This window comes from Staphylococcus sp. GDY8P72P, assembly GCF_016890655.1.
In the GTDB taxonomy this organism is placed as follows: Bacteria; Bacillota; Bacilli; order Staphylococcales; family Staphylococcaceae; genus Staphylococcus; species Staphylococcus arlettae.
The window spans coordinates 22989-43429 of the sequence record NZ_JAFEQJ010000013.1 but is presented as its reverse complement, the minus strand read 5'-3'; the positions used below and the strand labels follow the sequence as shown (position 1 = coordinate 43429).

The 20441-nt window shown below is 33.0% G+C and carries 21 protein-coding genes; 5 read left to right on the top strand and 16 right to left on the bottom strand.

From position 1 onward, the window contains the following. Positions 1–156 precede the first annotated feature (156 nt). Positions 157–771, top strand: a complete 615-nt coding sequence (locus tag JVU85_RS06645) for a YktB family protein (protein WP_002510826.1) — start codon at positions 157–159, stop codon at positions 769–771. A gap of 49 nt (positions 772–820) precedes the next feature. Here the strand turns inward: JVU85_RS06645 and JVU85_RS06640 are convergent, their stop codons facing one another. From JVU85_RS06640 to JVU85_RS06585, 12 genes are all read right to left on the bottom strand, one after another. Continuing rightward, the gene (locus tag JVU85_RS06640; protein WP_002510827.1) at positions 821–1294 is read right to left on the bottom strand and encodes a DUF4064 domain-containing protein; all 474 of its coding nucleotides are present in this window, start codon (positions 1292–1294) and stop codon (positions 821–823) included. A gap of 165 nt (positions 1295–1459) precedes the next feature. Continuing rightward, positions 1460–2611, bottom strand: a complete 1152-nt coding sequence (gene auxB, locus JVU85_RS06635; protein ID WP_021459043.1) for a lipoteichoic acid stability factor AuxB — start codon at positions 2609–2611, stop codon at positions 1460–1462. A gap of 72 nt (positions 2612–2683) precedes the next feature. Then, positions 2684–3757, bottom strand: coding sequence for an ABC transporter substrate-binding protein (locus JVU85_RS06630; RefSeq protein WP_002510829.1), 1074 nt, complete (start codon positions 3755–3757; stop codon positions 2684–2686). Then, a complete protein-coding gene (locus JVU85_RS06625; RefSeq protein WP_002510830.1) occupies positions 3754–4566 on the bottom strand; it encodes an ABC transporter permease in 813 nt (270 codons plus the stop codon). Before JVU85_RS06625 ends, JVU85_RS06630 begins: the two co-directional genes overlap by 4 nt. 5 nt (positions 4567–4571) lie before the next feature. Continuing rightward, positions 4572–5375 carry an ABC transporter permease gene (locus JVU85_RS06620; RefSeq protein WP_002510831.1) on the bottom strand — a complete coding sequence of 268 codons (804 nt, stop codon included), beginning with the start codon at positions 5373–5375 and terminating at the stop codon, positions 4572–4574. Then, positions 5368–6462: an ABC transporter ATP-binding protein gene (locus tag JVU85_RS06615; protein WP_002510832.1), complete on the bottom strand. Its 1095-nt coding sequence runs from the start codon at positions 6460–6462 to the stop codon at positions 5368–5370. Before JVU85_RS06615 ends, JVU85_RS06620 begins: the two co-directional genes overlap by 8 nt. A gap of 374 nt (positions 6463–6836) precedes the next feature. Continuing rightward, the gene (locus JVU85_RS06610) at positions 6837–7115 is read right to left on the bottom strand and encodes a UPF0223 family protein (protein ID WP_002510833.1); all 279 of its coding nucleotides are present in this window, start codon (positions 7113–7115) and stop codon (positions 6837–6839) included. A gap of 134 nt (positions 7116–7249) precedes the next feature. Further along, a complete protein-coding gene (gene lpdA / locus JVU85_RS06605; RefSeq protein WP_002510834.1) occupies positions 7250–8656 on the bottom strand; it encodes a dihydrolipoyl dehydrogenase in 1407 nt (468 codons plus the stop codon). 3 nt (positions 8657–8659) lie between these two features. Beyond that, a complete protein-coding gene (locus JVU85_RS06600) occupies positions 8660–9949 on the bottom strand; it encodes a 2-oxo acid dehydrogenase subunit E2 (protein WP_204172178.1) in 1290 nt (429 codons plus the stop codon). Positions 9950–10091: 142 nt separating this feature from the next. Then, positions 10092–11069, bottom strand: coding sequence for an alpha-ketoacid dehydrogenase subunit beta (locus JVU85_RS06595; RefSeq protein WP_002510836.1), 978 nt, complete (start codon positions 11067–11069; stop codon positions 10092–10094). 3 nt (positions 11070–11072) lie between these two features. Further along, positions 11073–12185, bottom strand: coding sequence for a pyruvate dehydrogenase (acetyl-transferring) E1 component subunit alpha (pdhA, locus tag JVU85_RS06590; RefSeq protein ID WP_002510837.1), 1113 nt, complete (start codon positions 12183–12185; stop codon positions 11073–11075). A 237-nt stretch (positions 12186–12422) separates the two neighbouring features. Next, entirely contained in the window at positions 12423–13049 is a 627-nt protein-coding gene (locus tag JVU85_RS06585) for a YkyA family protein (RefSeq protein WP_002510838.1), read from the bottom strand. A 125-nt stretch (positions 13050–13174) separates the two neighbouring features. On the opposite strand from JVU85_RS06585, the gene def reads away from it, so the two are divergent. Further along, positions 13175–13726, top strand: coding sequence for a peptide deformylase (def, locus tag JVU85_RS06580; protein ID WP_002510839.1), 552 nt, complete (start codon positions 13175–13177; stop codon positions 13724–13726). Between the two features lie 122 nt (positions 13727–13848). Here def and JVU85_RS06575 read toward each other — a convergent pair whose 3' ends face one another. Next, complete coding sequence (locus JVU85_RS06575) at positions 13849–14121, bottom strand: hypothetical protein (RefSeq protein WP_002510840.1); 273 nt, start codon at positions 14119–14121, stop codon at positions 13849–13851. Positions 14122–14754: 633 nt separating this feature from the next. On the opposite strand from JVU85_RS06575, the gene JVU85_RS06570 reads away from it, so the two are divergent. Further along, positions 14755–14970, top strand: coding sequence for a DNA-dependent RNA polymerase subunit epsilon (locus tag JVU85_RS06570; protein ID WP_002510841.1), 216 nt, complete (start codon positions 14755–14757; stop codon positions 14968–14970). Next, positions 14970–16820, top strand: a complete 1851-nt coding sequence (rnjA, locus tag JVU85_RS06565) for a ribonuclease J1 (RefSeq protein WP_002510842.1) — start codon at positions 14970–14972, stop codon at positions 16818–16820. The genes JVU85_RS06570 and rnjA overlap by 1 nt, the downstream gene beginning before the upstream one ends. Positions 16821–16871: 51 nt before the next feature. Here rnjA and JVU85_RS06560 read toward each other — a convergent pair whose 3' ends face one another. From JVU85_RS06560 to JVU85_RS06550, 3 genes are all read right to left on the bottom strand, one after another. Continuing rightward, positions 16872–17531: a potassium channel family protein gene (locus JVU85_RS06560; protein WP_002510843.1), complete on the bottom strand. Its 660-nt coding sequence runs from the start codon at positions 17529–17531 to the stop codon at positions 16872–16874. 94 nt (positions 17532–17625) lie between these two features. Further along, the gene (locus JVU85_RS06555; protein ID WP_002510844.1) at positions 17626–18642 is read right to left on the bottom strand and encodes a cytochrome d ubiquinol oxidase subunit II; all 1017 of its coding nucleotides are present in this window, start codon (positions 18640–18642) and stop codon (positions 17626–17628) included. Then, positions 18642–19994 carry a cytochrome ubiquinol oxidase subunit I gene (locus JVU85_RS06550; protein WP_002510845.1) on the bottom strand — a complete coding sequence of 451 codons (1353 nt, stop codon included), beginning with the start codon at positions 19992–19994 and terminating at the stop codon, positions 18642–18644. Before JVU85_RS06550 ends, JVU85_RS06555 begins: the two co-directional genes overlap by 1 nt. Positions 19995–20193: 199 nt before the next feature. Between JVU85_RS06550 and JVU85_RS06545 the strand changes: the two genes are divergently transcribed. After that, positions 20194–20430 carry a glutaredoxin family protein gene (locus JVU85_RS06545; protein WP_002510846.1) on the top strand — a complete coding sequence of 79 codons (237 nt, stop codon included), beginning with the start codon at positions 20194–20196 and terminating at the stop codon, positions 20428–20430. The last annotated feature ends 11 nt before the right edge of the window (positions 20431–20441 follow it).

The window sequence follows — 20441 nt, the reverse complement described above, 5'->3', positions numbered from 1 at the left end:
TAAACTTTAAAACCCTAAAATTTCTCAAGGAATGCTTTAGTGGTATACATACACTTTTATTTTTGTCTAATTAATAACAATCTATGCATAACTATATTTTTTCAGTCGAAATTTATGCTACAATACCATCAAATAGACTGCTATTAGGAGGTCAACATGACAAAATATACTTTTAAACCCAAAGACTTTAAAACTTTTTCAATTCCAGGTTTAGACGCACGTATGTCAGCCTTAGATGATAATATAAGACCACAATTGCATGAATTAGGAGATTATTTCTCTCAATTTCTTGAAACTGCCACAGGAGAAACTTTTTATCCACATGTGGCCAAACATGCAAGACGTGTTGTCAATCCACCAAAAGACACGTGGGTAGCATTCGCTACTAATAAACGTGGTTATAAAATGCAACCACATTTTCAAATCGGACTTTTTGAGTCACAATTATTTGTGATGTACGGTATTATGCACGAAGCCAAAGACAAAGGACAACAAGTAGCTGTCTTCGAAAATAATATGGATGCTTTAAAACAATTACCGGCTGATTATAGTATTAGCTTGGATCATATGACTCAAGAAAAAACATACATCAAAGATATGGATGATGCTAGTATTCAAGAAGCAATAGAACGAGTTAAAAATGTGAAAAAAGGTGAATTTTTTGTTGCTCGCACACTTGAACCAAATGCGAGTGAGTTAAAGTCCGACAAAGCCTTTTTAACATTTCTAGAAGATACATTTACTCAGTTATTACAATTTTATAAATTTTAATATTACATAATGAAAAACGCCAAGTGCTTCACCACTTGGCGTTTTCTTGTTAGTAAATATAAGGATCATTCTTTTTATCTTTCAACTCTTCCTCGGGGTTCCATGAATTCTCTTTAGTAAACTGACCCCTCGTTCCATCATTTTTATTTTTTTTCTTTGTAAATAAGCGAATTGCCACAATAAGCCATAAAACCATAGCAACTAAATTAGAAACAAACAAACTTATAATTGCAACAACTATAAATAAACTTGCCGCTAAAACTCTATTAGCTTTCATAATCAATGTTGCAATGATGGCAATAATACTAACTATCACCAGTGCCACTACTTGGATAATGTAACTCATATACATCATATCCGTAGATATAGTTTGTCCTTGTTGCTGTGTTATTTCATCAAACATGGCTTGAAATTCTTGGGTATTAGACTTCAATAAGAACAATCCAAAAATAACAATTATCACATATAAAATACTTAAACCATTAGCTATCCAAGCCATAATTTTTTCAGCTTTTAATTTCATTCTTATTCATCCTTTCTCTCGTTTTAATATTATCAAATTTTTAGAAAATCCCAAACATGTACGATTTATTCGAGTTGTAAAAAATACCGAAATTGTTTTCAATGACAACATAAAATAGCTACTTACATAAGATAATGTAAGTAGCTATTTTTAAGAGTAATTAAATTATTTTTCCTTTTCATCTTGCTGAGTATCTTCAGCTTGATTATCAACATCTTGTGATGTCACTTTTTTACGTTCTTCATAGTTCATTCTACGTTGTGCCACTGCACTTGGTTGTTGTTTGCGTTTTTCTTTAATACGTTTTTTAAGTTCTTTCTTTTCTTCTTTAATACGAGATTTTTCCTCTGCCTTTTCCTGTTTTAATCTTTGGGCTTCTTCTGCTTTCTCTTGTTTTATGCGAGCCTTTTCTTCCGCTTCCTGCTGTTTACGACGCTCTTCTTCGGCTTGTTGACGTTGCATTTCTTCTTGTTTTTTCTGTTCTTCTTGAGATACATAATCGTCATTACCTTCACCGTAGACACTGCTTACTTGACCAAAATCATCATCATGCGTATTATCATCTTTTTTCTTTTTGTAATTATATTTAGCTTGTCTAGATAATACTTGAGGTTCTTCGTCAGCTATATCAGCATTCACTTGTCGAGCTACTTCTGAACTATATCCACCACGACGTAATGAGTTTTTCTCTGTATCTGCTTCGACGTCTTCAACAGGTTCACTGTGTTGTTCTTCTGGTTCTGGCTCTGGTTCAACTGTTGTCTCTTGTTGAACTCTACCGTTTCTGCGTTTTTTAGCAGGTTCATACACGTCATCTTCATAGTCATCATCGTAACCATAATAAGCCGGTATAGCTTCTACTTTCTCTTTTCTTGCAAACATCATAATCGATACGATTAAAAATAATACAGGAATAATTAGTGTTACAAATAATAGCACTAATGGCAAAGTAATGAGTGTAGCAATTAAAAACAAGAAACCAGATAACATTCTAATATTCATTGAAATAAGTGCTAAAAATGAAATCAACAAACATACAATTAAAAAGACAATTACAGCCCATATACCATTTTGTAACCAAATAACTGCTTGTGTTGTTGTCATACTATTATTCGCTAAAATTTGTTGTATAAATTGATTACCATTCAATGAAGTTTCTAAGTTTTGGATGGACGTTTCACTGCTAAATGAAACTAAGGCGACAAACATAGTAGCAATTGTTAAGAGTAATAAAAATACCCAACTTAACCAACCTAATACTTTTTCTGCCAACCTACTCACAGGACGTCTAACTTGCATATATTGCTCTCCTGACATGTATCTACAACTCCTTATATTACTAGTCAAATCATTATATCGAAAACAAATGAAAATAACTACTAACTTTCTTTATTTTAATAACATTTTAAAATTCAAGAATTTTTCGTTATATTCACTAAGTGTTTTCTGTCCTAAATCTTCATAAACTTCCAAACGCTCTTGGGTAGTACGATTAGGATAAAAACGTTGATCATCGCTAATTTCTTCGGGTAATGCTTCTCGAGCTTGTTTGTTAGGTGTTGCATAACCTACCCATTCAGTATTTTGCTTACTTACTTTTTTATCTAACAGGAAATTCATAAATTTATAAGCTCCTGCTTTATTTTGTGCTGTTTTAGGAATGGCCATATTATCGAACCACAAATTCGACCCTTCTTTAGGGACTACGTAATTAAAATCTGGATTATTTTGAATAATAGGTGCTGCAACACCACTCCATACAACCGCAATGTTTGCTTCATGTTGTTCTAACATCATAGTTACTTCATCACCAACTACCCCTCTAATTTGAGGAGCTAATTGTGTTAAATCTTGTTCTGCTTGTCGTAAATGTTGAGGATTCTTATCATTTAAACTATAACCTAATTTGTTTAAAGATAATCCTATAATTTCCCGTGCACCATCAACCAATAAAATATCTTCCTCATATTTTGGGTTGTACAAACTTTCCCATGAAGTAAAATTATCATTAGGATATGCCTTGGTATTATATATAATACCCACAGTACCAAAGAAATATGGTACAGAATATTGATTTTTTGGATCAAATGGCATATCCATATAATGTTTATCAAGATTTTTAATGTTTGGTATTTTTGAATGGTCAATTGGTAATAATAATTTTTCTCTAGTCATTTTTTGCACAGTATAGTCACTTGGGAACACAACATCATAATTTGTTCCGCCATTACGTATTTTAGCTTCCATTGCTTCATTGGAATCAAATGTTTCATAGACTACTTGTATTCCTGTCTGTTGTTCAAATTGTTTAATTAATGCAGGATCGATATATTCTCCCCAGTTATAAACATTAATTTTTTCAGTCTTTTTAGTTGTATCTCCTGTAGTCAATTCATGACTAATATATAGGGCTAATAGACCAACGAATAAAGCAGTAAATATTAATTGTAACACATATTTCACGATTCCATACCTCGCTTTCGATGATGATTACGTGTCACTATATTTTGAACAGTGTAATAACCTATAACCCCAACTATAATAATTACGAAGAGCAAGGTAGAGATAGCGTTAATTTCCATACTAATGCCCTTTCTTGCCATGGCATAGACTTCAACTGATAATACACTAAAACCATTACCTGTTACAAAAAAACTTACTGTAAAATCATCTAAGGAGTACGTTAATGCCATAAAAAAACCTGCTAAAATACCAGGAAATAACTGTGGTAACATCACTTTGCTTAACACTTGATAATCAGTAGCACCTAAATCTCTAGCTGCACGAATCATATTACTATTCATTTCGTATAGTCTTGGTAGCACTATAATTACTACGATTGGTATACAAAATGCGATATGAGAAATTAACACAGTAGTAAAACCTAATCCTAACCCTGTAAAGTGCCCTATTGTCGTAAACATGATTAAAAATGAAGCGCCAATTACGACATCAGAAGATACCATCAAGACATTATTCAAAGTCAATAAGGAAACTTTTAATTGCTTATTTCTCAAATGGTATAAACCAATCGCCCCCATCGTACCAATAACAGTAGAGATAGCAGCAGCAATTAAAGCAATTGCTATTGTATTAAAAATTACAGATAGCAGTTTATTATTGTGAAACAAAGCTTGATAATGTTCTAAGGTAAACCCTTCAAAATGGATCATATTGCCGGCAGAATTAAATGAATACACCATCAAAAATATAATAGGTATGTATAAAATGCCTATTAAAATACCAATATATAACTTGCCATACCATTTCATATGATTCACTCTTTTCTTTCTGAAGATTTTTTATTTGTCATAACTAATATTAAAGCCATAAACACGAGCAAACCGATAGCTATCGTCGAACCCATACCGTAATTTTGAATTACTAAAAATTGCTCTTCAATTGATGTACCAATGTTAATGACTTTGTTACCTGCAATTAATCGTGTAATCATAAACAAAGATAAAGCAGGAATAAACGTAACTTGTACCCCTGTAAGAATACCTTGCTTAGTTAACGGTAGAATTACTTTTGTAAATCTAACTATCGGGCTAGCTCCTAAATCACTAGCAGCTTGTAAAATATTAGTTGGTATATCTTTCATACTATTGAAAATAGGTAAAATCATAAATGGAATGTAAATATAACTTGCTACAATTAAGAAAGCAGGTGCAGTAAATAAGAGATCTGCTTTAGGTAAATGTAAAAAAGTTAATATTTGATTGATAATACCATCATGACTGAATAATCCTATAAATGCATAAGTCTTAAGAAGTAAATTTATCCAAGTTGGAATAATTAAAATTAGCAGCCATAAGTTTTGCCATTTGGAACCACGTATAAAATAGGCAGCAGGATAACTAATAGCTAACGTAATGAGTGTTATTAGTGAAGCGTACAAAATAGACTCCCAAAACATTATAAGATAACGAGAAGACAAAATTTGTTGATAATTGGTCAAACTAAAATGACCATCTAAATCTACAAATGAAAAATACACAAGTAATAATATAGGGACAATAATAAACAGTAACATCCATAAAATATATGGTACAAACAACCAACGACTTATATTACGCATGTGTTGAGTCCTCATAGCTATCGATACGTTTATCAAATTCAGCTTCACTTTCTCCTGGCACCATAATATGTATCGCTTCAGGTTCAAAATACAAGCCTACTTTAGCACCAAGTTCGGCCTTTTTAGTTGAATGAATAACCCATTCATAACCCTTTCTATCTATACAACAAATTTCATAATGTACACCTCTAAATAACATTGAATCAACTGTCACTTCAAACAAGCCTTGTTCGAGAGATGATAAAATTATATCTTCTGGGCGAATTACAACTTCTACTTGTCTATCAGGTGTAATCCCCATATCTACACAATCAAAATTCTGGCCATAAATATTTACTACATAATCTTGTACCATTGTTCCCGGAATAATATTAGATTCTCCAATAAAATCAGCAACAAAACGGTTTACGGGTTCATCATATATATCAGTCGGCGTCCCAAATTGTTGAATTTTACCATCTTTCATAACAAATATATAATCACTCAATGCCAATGCTTCTTCCTGATCATGTGTCACGAAAACAAAAGTAATGCCTAAGCGAGCTTGAATATCTCTCAACTCATATTGCATTTGAGTACGCAGTTTTAAATCCAATGCTGATAATGATTCATCTAACAATAAAATTTCAGGTTCATTTACAATTGCACGCGCGATTGCAACACGTTGTTTTTGTCCCCCACTCATATCTGCAATATTCTTTTGTTCATAACCTGTTAACTTTACTAAAGCTAATGCTTCTTTTACTTTTTGAGCAATGGTTTGTTTGTCTTTTTTCTTAACTCGTAAGCCAAAAGCAACATTTTCAAAAACATTTAAATGCGGAAACAATGCATAATCTTGAAATACCGTATTCACTTTTCGCTTATTTGGAGGTAGCGCTGTTATAGCTTGATTTTGATAGATTATAGTACCGTCATCAGGTTGTTCAAATCCAGCAATCAGTTTTAAAATTGTTGTTTTACCACAACCTGAAGGTCCTAGTAAAGTATAAAAATGTCCTGATTCAATTTGTAAATCTATTCCATCCAATATTTTTTCGTCATTATAAGCTTTACTAACAGATTGAAATGATAATAAAGGGTTCACTTACTTTCCTCCTCAAATAATAGAAAGGAGCTGGTTAGAAAACAAACAACATTACTTTGCTTTCATATAACCGCCCCTACATAGAGACTTTATTTTACTTTATAGTGCTAAGTTGTCACTCATTATAAATAGTTTAAGTTTAATGTCACATTCATTTATATACTGCATGGCTCAATTTATAAGACACATTATTTACTATATACCATTCTGTTATAGGTTATGTCCCATGTTGCATCTATCAGTAGTAAGATAATATTTTTGAGTATTAGCTGTGTCATTATTAGCAAATTAAAAAAGCTATATTTTGGTCTATTTTATAACGCATTTATGTAACGCTTTATAAAAATACCAAAATATAGCTCTTAAGACAATAGTTATTTCGTGTTGTCACTAACAAACTGTTGATCAGTTGCTGTTTGAGCGTGTTTTACAGCATGATAACTACTGTAGCCACTACTTTGTTCAAAACTTTTAAATATTTGTTTTTCCTCAGCTTTACCAGGAACAATTTTTTTAAATTGTTGATATCTCGCTAAGAGTGTTTCTCGTTGTACTTTATTTTCATAAAATGCTTCTACTGCATTAAAAAAAGACACTACTGTCATCATTTCATCATTTGACCAATCTAAATCAATAGGATATTCATATTCCATGTAATCACCACTTTATTTTTAATATAAAAAGAGCGGGATAGTAACCAAATTATATTAATTTGATTCCATAGTCCCGCCCCAAATAGTTAATACGTTTCTAAAGCTAATAACACCTTAATAAATATTAACGTTAATTACATTGTATGAATTGGTAATCCTAATGCTTTTTCAGCAGCTTCCATAGACATTTCACCTAATGTTGGGTGAGCATGTATTGTTAATGATAAGTCTTCAGCATTCATACCAGATTCAATTGCTAAACCTAATTCAGAAATGATATCAGAAGCGCCAGTACCTACTACTTGTGCACCTACTAATGTATCATCTTCTTTTAATGTTAATAATTTAACAAATCCAGTTGTATCATCTAATGATAACGCACGACCATTTGCTGCATAAGGGAATTTTGAAGCTTTAACTTCTAAGCCTTCATCTTTTGCTTGTTGTTCAGTGTAACCTACTTGTGCTAGTTCTGGCTCAGTGAAACATACAGCAGGCATACCGATGTAGTCTACTTCAGAAGCTTCACCTGAAATAACTTCAGCTGCTACTTTTGCTTCATAACTTGCTTTATGTGCAAGTGGTAAACCAGGTACGATATCACCAATTGCAAAGATATTACTAATTGATGTACGGCTTTGTTTGTCTACTTCAATTAATCCGCGGTCCGCGAATTTAACACCTAGCTCTTCTAATCCAAGCTCATCAGTGTTTGGACGACGACCTACAGTTACTAAAACATAGTCAGCTTCGATTGTTTGCTCTTCTCCTTTAGCTTCATAAGTAACAGTTACGCCATTTTCTGTTTCTTCAGCAGATTTAGCCATCGCTTCAGTAACGATTTCTACACCTTTTTCTTTCATACCTTTTTTAACAGGTTGAGTCATTTGTTTTTCGAAACCGCCTAAGATGTCTTTTGCACCTTCTAAGATTGTAACTTCTGAACCGAAGTTAGCAAAAGCAGTTCCTAATTCAGAACCAATATAACCGCCACCAACAACAACAAGTTTGCCTGGTACTTCTTGTAAGTTTAAAGCACCTGTTGAATCAATAACACGGTTACCAAATTTAAAGTTAGGAATTTCAATAGGTCTTGATCCAGTAGCAATAATTGCATTTTTGAAATTATAAGTTTGTGCACTCTTTTCGTCCATAACACGTAAACTGTTGTTATCTACGAAGTAAGCTTCACCTTTAACAATTTCAACTTTGTTACCTTTTAATAGACCTTCAACACCACCAGTTAATTTTTTAACAACTGATTGTTTGAATTCTTGAACTTTATCAAATTTAAGTGATACGCCTTCAGCAATAACACCTAAATTTTCTGATTTTTGAACTTCATCATAACGGTGTGAAGCATGTAACAATGCTTTAGAAGGAATACAACCAACGTTTAAACAAACGCCGCCTAATTCGCCTTTTTCTACGATTGTCACTTTTTGACCTAATTGTGCTGCACGAATTGCTGCAACGTAACCCCCTGGTCCTGCTCCAATGACTATAGTATCTGTTTCAATTGGGAAATCTCCAACTACCATGTTTTACCCCTCCATTAATAATAATTCTGGATTATTTAATAATCGTTTAATATGGTTCATTGCGTTTTGTCCTGTTGCACCATCAATTTGTCTATGGTCAAAACTTAATGATAATGACAATACTGGTGCTGCAACAATTTCGCCATCTTTTACGATAGGTTTTTGTGCAATACGGCCAATACCTAAAATTGCAACTTCTGGGTGATTGATAACTGGTGTGAACCATTGTCCACCAGCTGAACCGATATTACTAATTGTACATGTAGCACCTTTCATTTCATCTGGTGCTAATTTACCATCACGTGCTTTAACAGCAAGTTCATTAATTTCATCTGAAATAGCGAACATTGATTTACGGTCAGCATTTTTAACAACTGGTACAAGTAAACCTCTATCAGTGTCAGCTGCGATACCGATGTTCCAATAATGTTTGTGTACAATTTCGCCAGCTTCTTCATTAAATGAAGTATTTAATGCTGGGTATTTCTTAAGTGCTGAAACTAATGCTTTAACTACATAAGGTAAGAAAGTTAATTTAGTACCTTGTTCAGCTGCAACTTCTTTGAATTTTTTACGGTGATCCCATAATTCTTGAACATCAATTTCATCCATTAATGTTACGTGTGGTGCAGTGTGTTTAGAATTAACCATTGCTTTTGCGATAGCTTTACGCATAGCAGGGATTTTTTCAGTTGTTTCTGGGAACTCACCTTCTGTTGATACTGCAGTTGATTGTCCTGAAGTTGCTGTTGCTTCAGTTGTTTCTTGAGCAGCACTTTCGTTAGAAGCTTGTGTATCACCACTTAAGTGTGCATCAATGTCTTCTTTCGTTACGCGACCGTTTTTACCTGAAGCAGAAACGGCTTTAATGTTAACTCCTTTTTCACGCGCATATTTACGTACTGAAGGCATAGCTTTAACACGTTTACTTTCATCTACATCTTCATCAGATGAAGCAGATGCTACTGGTGCTTCTTCGTTGCTTTCTTCTTCAGCAGGTGCTGATTCTTCAGATGAATCTTCGTCGCTACCTTTAAATTGCATCTCTTCTGCATCAGGTGCGTCGATTTTAACAATCGTATCACCTACGACTGCTACAGTTCCTTCATCAACAAGAACCTCTTCAATAGTCCCACTAACAGGAGACGGAATTTCTACAACTGATTTGTCGTTTTGTACTTCAGCTAAAACGTCATCTTCTTCGATTTGATCTCCAGCTTTTACAAACCATTTTACGATTTCGCCTTCGTGGATACCTTCACCAATATCGGGTAATTTAAATTCAAATGCCACGTTATTATCCTCCTAAGATTTCATTTTAAGTTTTCTTATGATAAATGTGACTAAGCTGTATCTATAGCTTAGCACAAATTATATTAATCTCAGAACGAAGTAGTAATTAAATTAACTTATCTACTTCGTCTCTAAGTAATAATTAAAATTCTAAAGTTGCCTTAGCTTTTTCAATGATATCGTTTTTATTTGGTAACCAAACATTTTCCGCTTGTGTGAATGGATATACAGTATCTGCTGCAGCTACTCGAGCAATAGGTGCTTCTAATGATAAGATAGCACGTTCTGCTAATTCAGATGCTACTGTAGCACCAACACCAGCTTGACGTTGAGCTTCTTGAACTACAACTGCGCGTCCTGTTTTTTCAACTGAAGCTACTAATGTTTCGATATCGATAGGTTGTACAGTACGTAAGTCAATAACTTCGACTGAATAACCTTCTTTTTCTAATTCTTCTGCTGCTTTTAATGATTCTTGAACCATTGCACCATAAGCAATTAAAGTAATATCGTTACCTTCTTGTTTTACGCTAGCTTTGCCGATATCAATTGTGTATTCTTCTTCCGGTACTTCATCACGGAATGAACGATATAATTTCATGTGTTCTAAATAAACAATTGGGTCATTACTTCTAATAGCAGAAATTAATAATCCTTTAGCGTCATATGGATTTGATGGGATAACCACTTTTAATCCTGGTGATTGAGCTAAAATACCTTCTAAGTTATCTGCGTGCAATTCTGGTGTATGTACACCACCACCAAAAGGTGCACGAATTGTTACTGGTGCTTGTTTTGAGTTACCTGAACGGAAACGGTGACGTGCGATTTGACCTGCTACTGAATCGAACACTTCAAATACGAAACCTAAGAATTGGATTTCCATAACAGGACGGTATCCTTCTAATGTTAAGCCTAATGCTAAACCGCCGATACCTGATTCTGCTAATGGTGTGTCGAATACACGGTCTTCACCAAATTCTTTTTGTAACCCTTCAGTTACACGGAAAACACCACCGTTAACACCAACGTCTTCACCGAAAAGTAAAACGTTCTCGTCGTTTTGTAATTCAGTTTTAAGCGCATTATTAATCGCTTGTACCATTGTCATTTGTGCCATGGGTTACTTCGACTCCTTCTCTTGATAAATTTCGTACTGCTCTACTAAGTTTTGTGGCATTTCATCATACATGTTATCCATTAAATCAGTAACAGTTTGTTTGTCAGTGTTGTCAGCTTCTTTAACAGCTGTTTTAATTTCTGCTTTCGCACGTTCAATTACTTCATTTTCTTTTTCTTCAGACCATAATTCTTTGTTTTCTAAGAATTTTCTAAAACGTACTAATGGATCCTTTTTCTCCCATTCAGAATCTTCATCAGAAGTACGGTATTTAGTTGGGTCGTCACCAGCCATTGTATGTGGACCATAACGATAAGTCACTGTTTCGATTAACGTTGGCCCTTCGCCATTAACTGCGCGATCACGAGCTTCTTTAGTTGCTTGGTATACTGCTAAAGCATCCATACCATCTACTTGAATTCCAGGAATACCTACTGAAATTGCTTTTTGCGCTAAAGTAACTGCTGCTGTTTGTTTACTACGTGGTGTTGAAATAGCATAGTTGTTATTTTGGATTACAAAAATTGCTGGCGCTTTGTATGCAGAAGCAAAGTTGATACCTTCGTAGAAGTCACCTTGTGATGAACCACCGTCACCAGTATAAGTAATTGCTACCGCTTGTTTATCGCGTTTTTTAATACCTAGTGCAACACCAGCTGTTTGTACATATTGTGCACCAATAATGATTTGTGGGCTTAGTGCGTTAACGCCTTCTGGGAATTGGTTACCTTTAAAGTGTCCTCTTGAGAATAAGAACGCTTCTGTTAATGGTAAACCATGCCAAATTAACTGAGGTACGTCACGATAACCTGGTAAAATATAATCTTCTTTTTCTAAAGCGTATTGTGAAGCAAGTTGTGAAGCTTCTTGTCCTGCTGTTGGAGCATAGAAACCTAAACGTCCTTGTCTATTTAAAGAAATAGAACGTTGATCAAGAATACGTGTCCAAACCATTCTCTCCATTAATTCAACTAACTCTTCGTCTGATAAGTCTGGTACTAAATCGTTATTAACAACATTACCGTCTTCATCCAATATTTGAATCATTTCAAATTGAGATTGAGTATCATTCAATACTTTCTCTGCATCGAATTGGGCCTTTAACTTCTGAGCCATTCAATTCACCATACCTTTCCCGTATAATAGAAATTCATTTTATCCTCTCACATTGTATCACATATCTGTTATACTGTTAAACAATTTAAAAAAGTTCTGTTGCAATAGAAAGAGGTACAGTTTTGTAACTGTACTAATAAAACAGTTGCAACTGTACCACTATTTATTGGAGTAAATTATGAGACAAATGTAAACGCAATCATATTATTGATATATATACCATAACATGTTGGATTATTAAATTAAATTATCTACATCTTTCTTTTCTTCATCTACTTTTTTCATTGCTTTGGAATATGCTTTAAATTGTTTGTCCATTTCTTTATAAGATTTAGAAACTTCTTTTGATTTTTCGTCAATCTTACTTTGTTCAATTTGATCGCCTGACATATATTTAAACATATCTTCCTCTTTATCTAACACATTATTGTATGCTTCAGCGTACTTTTCATGTGCTTGATATTTGGCTTTCAAAGCATCATCTAATTGTTGAACTTCTTCTTGTTTTTTATTATTACCGATATTTTCTATATGCTTGCCAGCTTTTTTATAATCTTCTTCTGATTTATTAATTGCCTCTACTTCTTTTTTAAATGTTGATTTACGTTCTTTGACATTATCTAAGATTTTACTTGCAGTCTTATTCACTTTTTGTTCATCATTACCATTTATATCTTTTACTAATTTTTGTTTTTGCTGTTCTAACTCATTAAGTTTTTTACCCGTACTTGAAATAGACTTTTCTTCGTCAAATGCTTTTTGAATTTGTTCATTATAATTCTTCATTTCACCTTTATCTGTTGTACATCCAGCTAAAAAAACTGCCGATGCTAATGTGACTACAATACCATGTTTAAATTTCATTTTGAGCTTAAACCTCCTCATATGTGTGTGCTATATTATATAATATTATAGTATAAATCAAATAGATTACTGTATTATACTAATATATATTTGGTATAGTTTGAATTAAGGAAGGTGTAATAACAATGTTAACAATGAAAGATATTATTAGAGATGGACACCCCACGCTACGTGAAAAAGCGCAAGAAGTGCCATTACCTCTATCAGAAGAAGACCGCAATACATTATTAGCTATGCGCGAATTTTTAATTAATAGTCAAGATGAGGAATTAGCTAATAAATACGGATTACGTTCGGGTGTTGGTTTAGCTGCCCCACAAATCAACTTATCTAAAAGAATGATTGCTGTGTACTTACCAGATGACGGCGAAGGCAAATCATATGATTTAATGTTAGTTAATCCAAAAATAATGAGTCATAGTGTACAAGAAGCATACTTACCAACTGGTGAAGGTTGTTTAAGTGTTGATGAAGATATCCCTGGATTAGTACATCGTAAAAACCGCATTACTGTTAAAGCTACAGACATTGACGGTAAAGAAGTAAAATTACGTCTTAAAGGTTATCCTGCAATCGTAGTACAACACGAGATTGACCATATTAATGGTGTGATGTTTTACGATCATATCGATGCACAGCACCCATTACAGCCGAAAGCAGATGCAGTGGAATTGTAATAAAACAGGCTGGCGCAGTAATGCACCAGCCTAAAATAATATGTTTATAGTTCAATGCTTTTAAACTAAAAACTGCTATTTGTACATGACAATAAACTTTCAATTGTCAGTATACATATGCTTTACATAAAGTCATCGCGTCTTTCATTGTATGGAATGTGTAAATTATCTAATTCTCTTTTTACACTATTTAAAGATTGAATATCTAAAAATTCAGGGTCGTGATTGTGTTTAACAAAGAAGTGATTTTCATTTTGTGTATTAATAATCTCTTCGTAATTAAAGAACATTATTACTTGCTCCGTCCGCACTTCAAAAGTAGCACCTTTAAATATTTTATCATTTCTATTTTTTTCCTTTTTTACATCTTCAATTATTCTTGTCACCTGATCCATAATAATCACCTAAATCCATTTCTCAAATTTACTTTACTTGTTCACTCTCTAATTCCATTTCCTTTATACTGTAATCATAAAGAATTACAACTTAATGCTCAAGTACAATTTAATATAAAAACTGAAATTTCAAAATATTTGTCTATTCTCTCCTAATTATTCTAGTTTTTCATATTTATAAATTTTTAGCATTCGCTATTAGTATTGAGATATTAACTGTTTAGAATACAGTAAATCTAATGACTTACAATAAATTTAAGTCATTAGATTTTACACTAACACGCAAAGTTAAATTTATTATTCATATCGTGATACAATATCATTATTATGAAATAAATTAACAATTATTTAAGAGACAAACATACAACACTAGATCCCTTCTATTTTAATAGAAGATAAAACTGCTTTATTTATTTATGCACATCATGTAAAATAATAAATAATTGGATAGGTTTAATATTGTAATACTTATTCTTAAATTGAACGAATTACAACCACCCTAGAAACATACTAGGCAGAAAGCTGGTATGTTCTTTTATATTCAGAGAATTGCCTATTTTATTAATACTAGGGTTTGTTATTTATACATTTAATATTTATAAAAAGAAATGCATTTAGGAGGAAATATATATAATGGCAGTATTCAAAGTATTTTATCAACATAATAAAGACGAAGTAATTGTACGTGAGAACACGCAAACAATTTACGTAGAAGCACAAACCGAAGAACAAGTAAGACGTTATTTGAAAAACCGTAATTACAACATTGAATTTGTTACTAAATTAGAGGGCACACATTTAGAATATGAAAAACAATCTGATCACTTCAACGTGGAGCAAGCTGAATAATGAAACAAATTCATAAAAATGAGGTAGCAGTATATGCGCTTGGTGGTTTAGGTGAGGTCGGAAAAAACACTTATGCCATTGAGTATCAGGATGAAATCGTAATTATCGATGCAGGTATTAAATTCCCAGATGATAATTTACTCGGTATTGATTACGTAATTCCTGACTATACTTATCTCGAACAAAATCAAGATAAGATTGTTGGTCTATTTATTACTCATGGTCACGAAGACCATATAGGTGGTGTGCCCTACCTTTTAAAGAAAATAAATGTGCCTATCTATGGTGGTCCTTTAGCTTTAGGTCTTATTAGAAATAAACTAGAAGAACATCATTTATTAAGAACTACCAAATTAATTGAAATTGATGAAAGCAGTGTTATCAAATCGAAACACTTTGAAATTTCATTCTATTTAACTACGCACAGTATTCCTGAAGCTTATGGTGTTATTGTTAATACACCTGAGGGTAATATCGTGCATACTGGAGATTTCAAGTTTGATTTTACACCTGTAGGTGAGCCAGCAAACATTGGAAAAATGGCGCGCTTAGGTGATGAAGGTGTACTATGCTTACTTTCAGATTCAACAAATGCATTGGTACCTGATTTCACATTAAGTGAACGTGAAGTAGGACAAAATGTAGATAAAATTTTCAGAAATTGTACAGGTCGTATTATCTTTGCGACATTTGCTTCTAACATTTACCGTGTACAACAAGCAGTGGAAGCAGCAATTAAGTACGATCGCAAAATTGTAACTTTTGGTCGTTCTATGGAAAATAATATTAAAATTGGTATGGAGCTTGGTTATATTAAAGCCCCACCTGAAACGTTCGTTGAACCTAATAAAATTAACAGTATTCCAAAACACAAACTACTAATTTTATGTACTGGTTCACAAGGTGAACCTATGGCTGCACTTTCTCGAATTGCTAATGGAACACATAAACAAATTAAAATCATTCCTGAAGATACAGTAGTATTTAGTTCATCGCCTATTCCAGGTAATACTAAGAGTATTAATCGTACAATTAATTCACTTTATCGTGCTGGTGCAGAAGTTATCCATAATAAAGTTTCGAACATTCACACTTCTGGCCACGGATCTCAAGGAGATCAACAATTAATGTTACGTTTAATCAGACCTAAATTCTTTTTACCAATTCATGGTGAATATAGAATGTTACAAGCCCACGGTCAATCTGGTATTGAATGTGGTGTAGCTCCTGACAATGTCTTTATCTTTGATATCGGTGATGTTCTAGCACTTACTAAAGATTCTGCACGTAAAGCAGGACGCATACCATCTGGTAATGTTTTAGTTGATGGAAGTGGTATTGGTGACATCGGAAATGTAGTTATCCGTGATCGTAAGTTACTTTCTGAGGAAGGTTTAGTTATTGTTGTAGTCAGCATTGATTTTGATACTAATCAATTACTATCTGGTCCTGATATTATTTCACGAGGCTTTGTTTATATGCGTGAATCAGGTCAGTTAATATATGATGCACAGCGTAAAATAAAAACAGATGTCATTGCTAAATTAAATCAAAATAAAGATATTCAATGGCATCAAATTAAGTCTTCAATCATTGAAACGTTACAACCGTATCTCTATGAAAAAACGGCAAGAAAACCAATGATACTACCAGTCATTATGAAAGTAAACGAAGGTGACGATGTTGCTACAACATCAACAAAACCAAAAGCAAAACCAAGTCCTAAACGTAAAAACAACAACAAAGATCGTAAACCAACACAAAATAAAAAAACGTTTAAACCTAAAAGTAAACCAGTAAAAAAAGAAACACCAACAAAAGAAACAGATAAAAATCAATCAGAATCATAATAAAAAGTAGCCTAGTACATCAACTGTACTAGGCTTTTTTTAAATGCTATTTTAGCGTACTACCTTTTTCTCGAAACGATTTAAATCATTATCATGACCTATCATTATTAAAATATCGCCTATTTCAATATTTTCATTCGGATCTGGTGACACTAAAATTTCTCTTCCTCGTTTTACTGCAATAATACTAATACCAAATTGTGCTCTTATGTCTAAATCAATTATTGTTTTGCCAGCCATTTTTTCACTCGCTTTTATTTCAACAATTGAGTGTTCGTCAGCTAATTCTAAATAATCCAATACACTAGCACTTGCTACATTATGTGCGATACGTCTACCCATATCACGTTCAGGGTGCACGACTGTATCGGCACCAATTTTATTTAAAATTTTAGCATGATAATCATTTTGCGCTTTAGCTGTTACCTTTTTCACACCAAGTTCTTTCAGTATTAACGTTGTTAACGTACTAGATTGAATATTTTCACCAATTGCTACTATAACATGATCAAAGTTTCTAATTCCCAAACTTTTCATCACAGCTTCATCTGTTGTATCTGCAACAACTGCATGTGTAGCAATTTCACTATATTCATTTACACGTGCTTCGTCTGAATCAATTGCCATAACATCCATATCTAAAGCATTGAGTTCCCTAACGATGCTCCCGCCAAAGCGACCTAAACCTATAACCACATATTCTTTTTCCATATGCGTCCTCCATTAACAACAAAGTATAAAAAGTTGAGCAATCACGCTAAGTTAATTGCTCAATCTTTTTTAGTCTATGAATCAATTTTATTGTTTATTTTTTACCTTCTACATATTCCTTATCAAAAACAAACAATTTCAATAATAATATTAACGATGGTATGAGTAAAAGTAAACCTAAAATAAATGAAATGGTTAATGCTATTGCCATATTATCATTTACAACTGCATGATCAAGTTTGACCATTGGGTATAATAAATAAGGTAATTTACTAATACCGTATCCAAAGAAAGCGAATCCCATTTGGAAAATGACTAATATGAATGCCCAACCATGCCATTTTTTTTGTAACGTAAACAGCATAGCGACAGTAAAACAAATTAAACTTAGTAAGAACATCCACCAATAATCAGTAACTGCTGTTACAAAATGCCCTTCATTTTGCACTCTTAATGATAAAAAGACGAAGAGTGATATTGCGAGCATTGGTGGACCCCAGAATAAAAACCAATACCTTAATAACTGATAAGCTTTGCTATCTTTTGCTTTATGTGCATAAAACGTTAAGAAACCAGATGAAATATATAACACTGAGATAACAGCTAAAAATACTACTGACCATGAAAATGGACTTAATAATAACTCTACCCAATCTAAATCAATCTGATTTCCTTTCTGAATCACAAAGCCACCTTCTGAAATGGTTAATGCAGTTGCCAATGATGCTGGAATAAACAAGCCAGTTAATCCATATAAAGCTAGCCATTGCAATTTAGAGTCTTGGCCATAGTTTTCAAACGCATAGAAACTACCGCGTATAGTTATTAAAATTAACGCAATAGATGCAGGAATGAGTAAAACCGTACCAAAGTATTTGGCAGAATCTGGGAAGAACCCTACAATGCCTACGAAGAAAAACACAAAGAAGACATTTGTTACTTCCCATACCGGATTTAAATATCGTGAAATCAAATGATTAATTTTTTTATCTTGTTTAGTAATCTTAGCGTGTAAAGCAAAGAAACCTGCACCAAAATCTATAGAGGCAATAATAATATAACAAAATAAGAATAGCCATAAAACGATTATTCCAATATGTGCAAATACCATTATTTCTCACCTCTTTCATTAGCAATAGCTTCAAATTCTTGATACGCGGGCTTCTCTTTAAACATTCTGATTAGTACATATGAAGTCGTTACCAATAAGACAAAGTATAAAATTGCGAATAAAATGGTAACTAAAGTCAGTCCACCCGCTTGAGTTGCCGCTTGTTCAACTTTTAGATAGCCTCTTAAAATCCATGGCTGTCTTCCCATCTCTGTTAAGAACCAACCTGACTCAATCGCTAACATTGCACCAGGTCCTGTTAGTAAAATACCAAAAAGCATCGGTTTAACATGAAGATATTTTCTTAATTTTTTAATACACAACATCGTCACGTAAATACCAGAAACTACAAAACAGAAAACGCCTAAAAAGACCATAATATCAAAGAAGTAATGTACAATTAACGGCGGTGTCACTGATTTTGAAAAATCATTTAAGCCTTTTACTTCAGTATCAAAACTGTTATCGGCTAAAAAGCTTAAAATACCAGGCACTTTAATAGCCCCTGACACTTCTTGAGTCTCTTCATCCAGAGTACCAAATAAGACTAAATCTGCATTGGATTCCGAATCAAAATGCCATTCATAAGCTGCTAATTTTTCAGGTTGCTCTTGATGTAAGAATTTAGCAGATAAATCACCAGCTAACATAGATCCTAAAGTAAATACTAACCCTAACACCATAGTTAATTTTAATGCTTTAACATGATATGTTGTATCTTTTTTAAATTTATTTTTTAATATTTTGTAAGCTGCTATAGCTGCTAAAATGAACGCCATAGTCATTAGTGCTGTAGCTACAACATGAAAAGAACGTACTAAAAATGACGGGTTGAACATAGCTGCTAATGGTTCAACATTGACCATTTTCCCGTCTTTCATATCGAATCCTGCCGGTGTATTCATAAATGAGTTTACTGACGTTATAAATAACGCAGAGAATGAACCACCAATAATAACAGGAATACTTAAAAGAAAATGTAGCCATCTATTTTTAAATCTTTTCCAAGTGTATAAATATATACTAAGAAATATTGCTTCAAAAAAGAATGCGAACGTTTCTAAAAAGAGCGGTAATGCAATAACATGGCCACCTATTTGCATAAATGTAGGCCATAACAATGATAATTGTAATCCTATAATTGTACCTGTCACAACACCAACTGCTACGGTAATTGTATATCCTTTTGACCACCGTTTAGCTAATGTCATGTAATGAGGATCCTTATTTTTAATTCCTAAAAATTCTGCTATTGCAAACATAAGTGGCATACCTACGCCAATAGTTGCAAATATTATGTGTACTGCTAGAGTCATACCAGTCAGAAATCTAGCTAATTCTACTGAATCCATAACATCACCTTTTAATTATATTTGTGAGTAAAATCACAACGTCTATTTATTATATCGCGCGTGCTAAAAAGATGAAATATTTTAGAATGAAAATAATAGTGACAAATTAATGACTTGTCACAGACCATTCACAAAGTTGAATTTTTCTAGTATCATCTATATATTATGAACTAAATACTTGTGGAAAGGATGTAGAGCTTTGACTGAAATTATAATTTATACACAACATGAATGTCCACCATGTACGTTTATTAAAAATTATTTATCCGAGCATAACATTAGTTATATCGAAAAAAATATCAATCAAAATAGTCAATATAAACATGAAATGATGGATTATGATGCGTTCGCAACTCCTTTTATTTTATTAGATAATGAACCAATGTATCAAATCGACATGGATAAAATAAATAATACTTTATCTCTAAATTCTTAAAAATACAAAAA

Coding starts and splice junctions, on each gene's coding strand:
- JVU85_RS06645 (WP_002510826.1), top strand. CDS start 157: ATGACAAAATATACTTTTAAACCCAAAGACTTTAAAACTTTTTCAATT.
- JVU85_RS06640 (WP_002510827.1), bottom strand. CDS start 1,294: ATGAAATTAAAAGCTGAAAAAATTATGGCTTGGATAGCTAATGGTTTA.
- auxB (WP_021459043.1), bottom strand. CDS start 2,611: ATGTCAGGAGAGCAATATATGCAAGTTAGACGTCCTGTGAGTAGGTTG.
- JVU85_RS06625 (WP_002510830.1), bottom strand. CDS start 4,566: ATGAAATGGTATGGCAAGTTATATATTGGTATTTTAATAGGCATTTTA.
- JVU85_RS06620 (WP_002510831.1), bottom strand. CDS start 5,375: ATGCGTAATATAAGTCGTTGGTTGTTTGTACCATATATTTTATGGATG.
- JVU85_RS06610 (WP_002510833.1), bottom strand. CDS start 7,115: ATGGAATATGAATATCCTATTGATTTAGATTGGTCAAATGATGAAATG.
- lpdA (WP_002510834.1), bottom strand. CDS start 8,656: ATGGTAGTTGGAGATTTCCCAATTGAAACAGATACTATAGTCATTGGA.
- JVU85_RS06595 (WP_002510836.1), bottom strand. CDS start 11,069: ATGGCACAAATGACAATGGTACAAGCGATTAATAATGCGCTTAAAACT.
- pdhA (WP_002510837.1), bottom strand. CDS start 12,185: ATGGCTCAGAAGTTAAAGGCCCAATTCGATGCAGAGAAAGTATTGAAT.
- JVU85_RS06585 (WP_002510838.1), bottom strand. CDS start 13,049: ATGAAATTTAAACATGGTATTGTAGTCACATTAGCATCGGCAGTTTTT.
- def (WP_002510839.1), top strand. CDS start 13,175: ATGTTAACAATGAAAGATATTATTAGAGATGGACACCCCACGCTACGT.
- JVU85_RS06575 (WP_002510840.1), bottom strand. CDS start 14,121: ATGGATCAGGTGACAAGAATAATTGAAGATGTAAAAAAGGAAAAAAAT.
- JVU85_RS06570 (WP_002510841.1), top strand. CDS start 14,755: ATGGCAGTATTCAAAGTATTTTATCAACATAATAAAGACGAAGTAATT.
- rnjA (WP_002510842.1), top strand. CDS start 14,970: ATGAAACAAATTCATAAAAATGAGGTAGCAGTATATGCGCTTGGTGGT.
- JVU85_RS06560 (WP_002510843.1), bottom strand. CDS start 17,531: ATGGAAAAAGAATATGTGGTTATAGGTTTAGGTCGCTTTGGCGGGAGC.
- JVU85_RS06555 (WP_002510844.1), bottom strand. CDS start 18,642: ATGGTATTTGCACATATTGGAATAATCGTTTTATGGCTATTCTTATTT.
- JVU85_RS06550 (WP_002510845.1), bottom strand. CDS start 19,994: ATGGATTCAGTAGAATTAGCTAGATTTCTGACTGGTATGACTCTAGCA.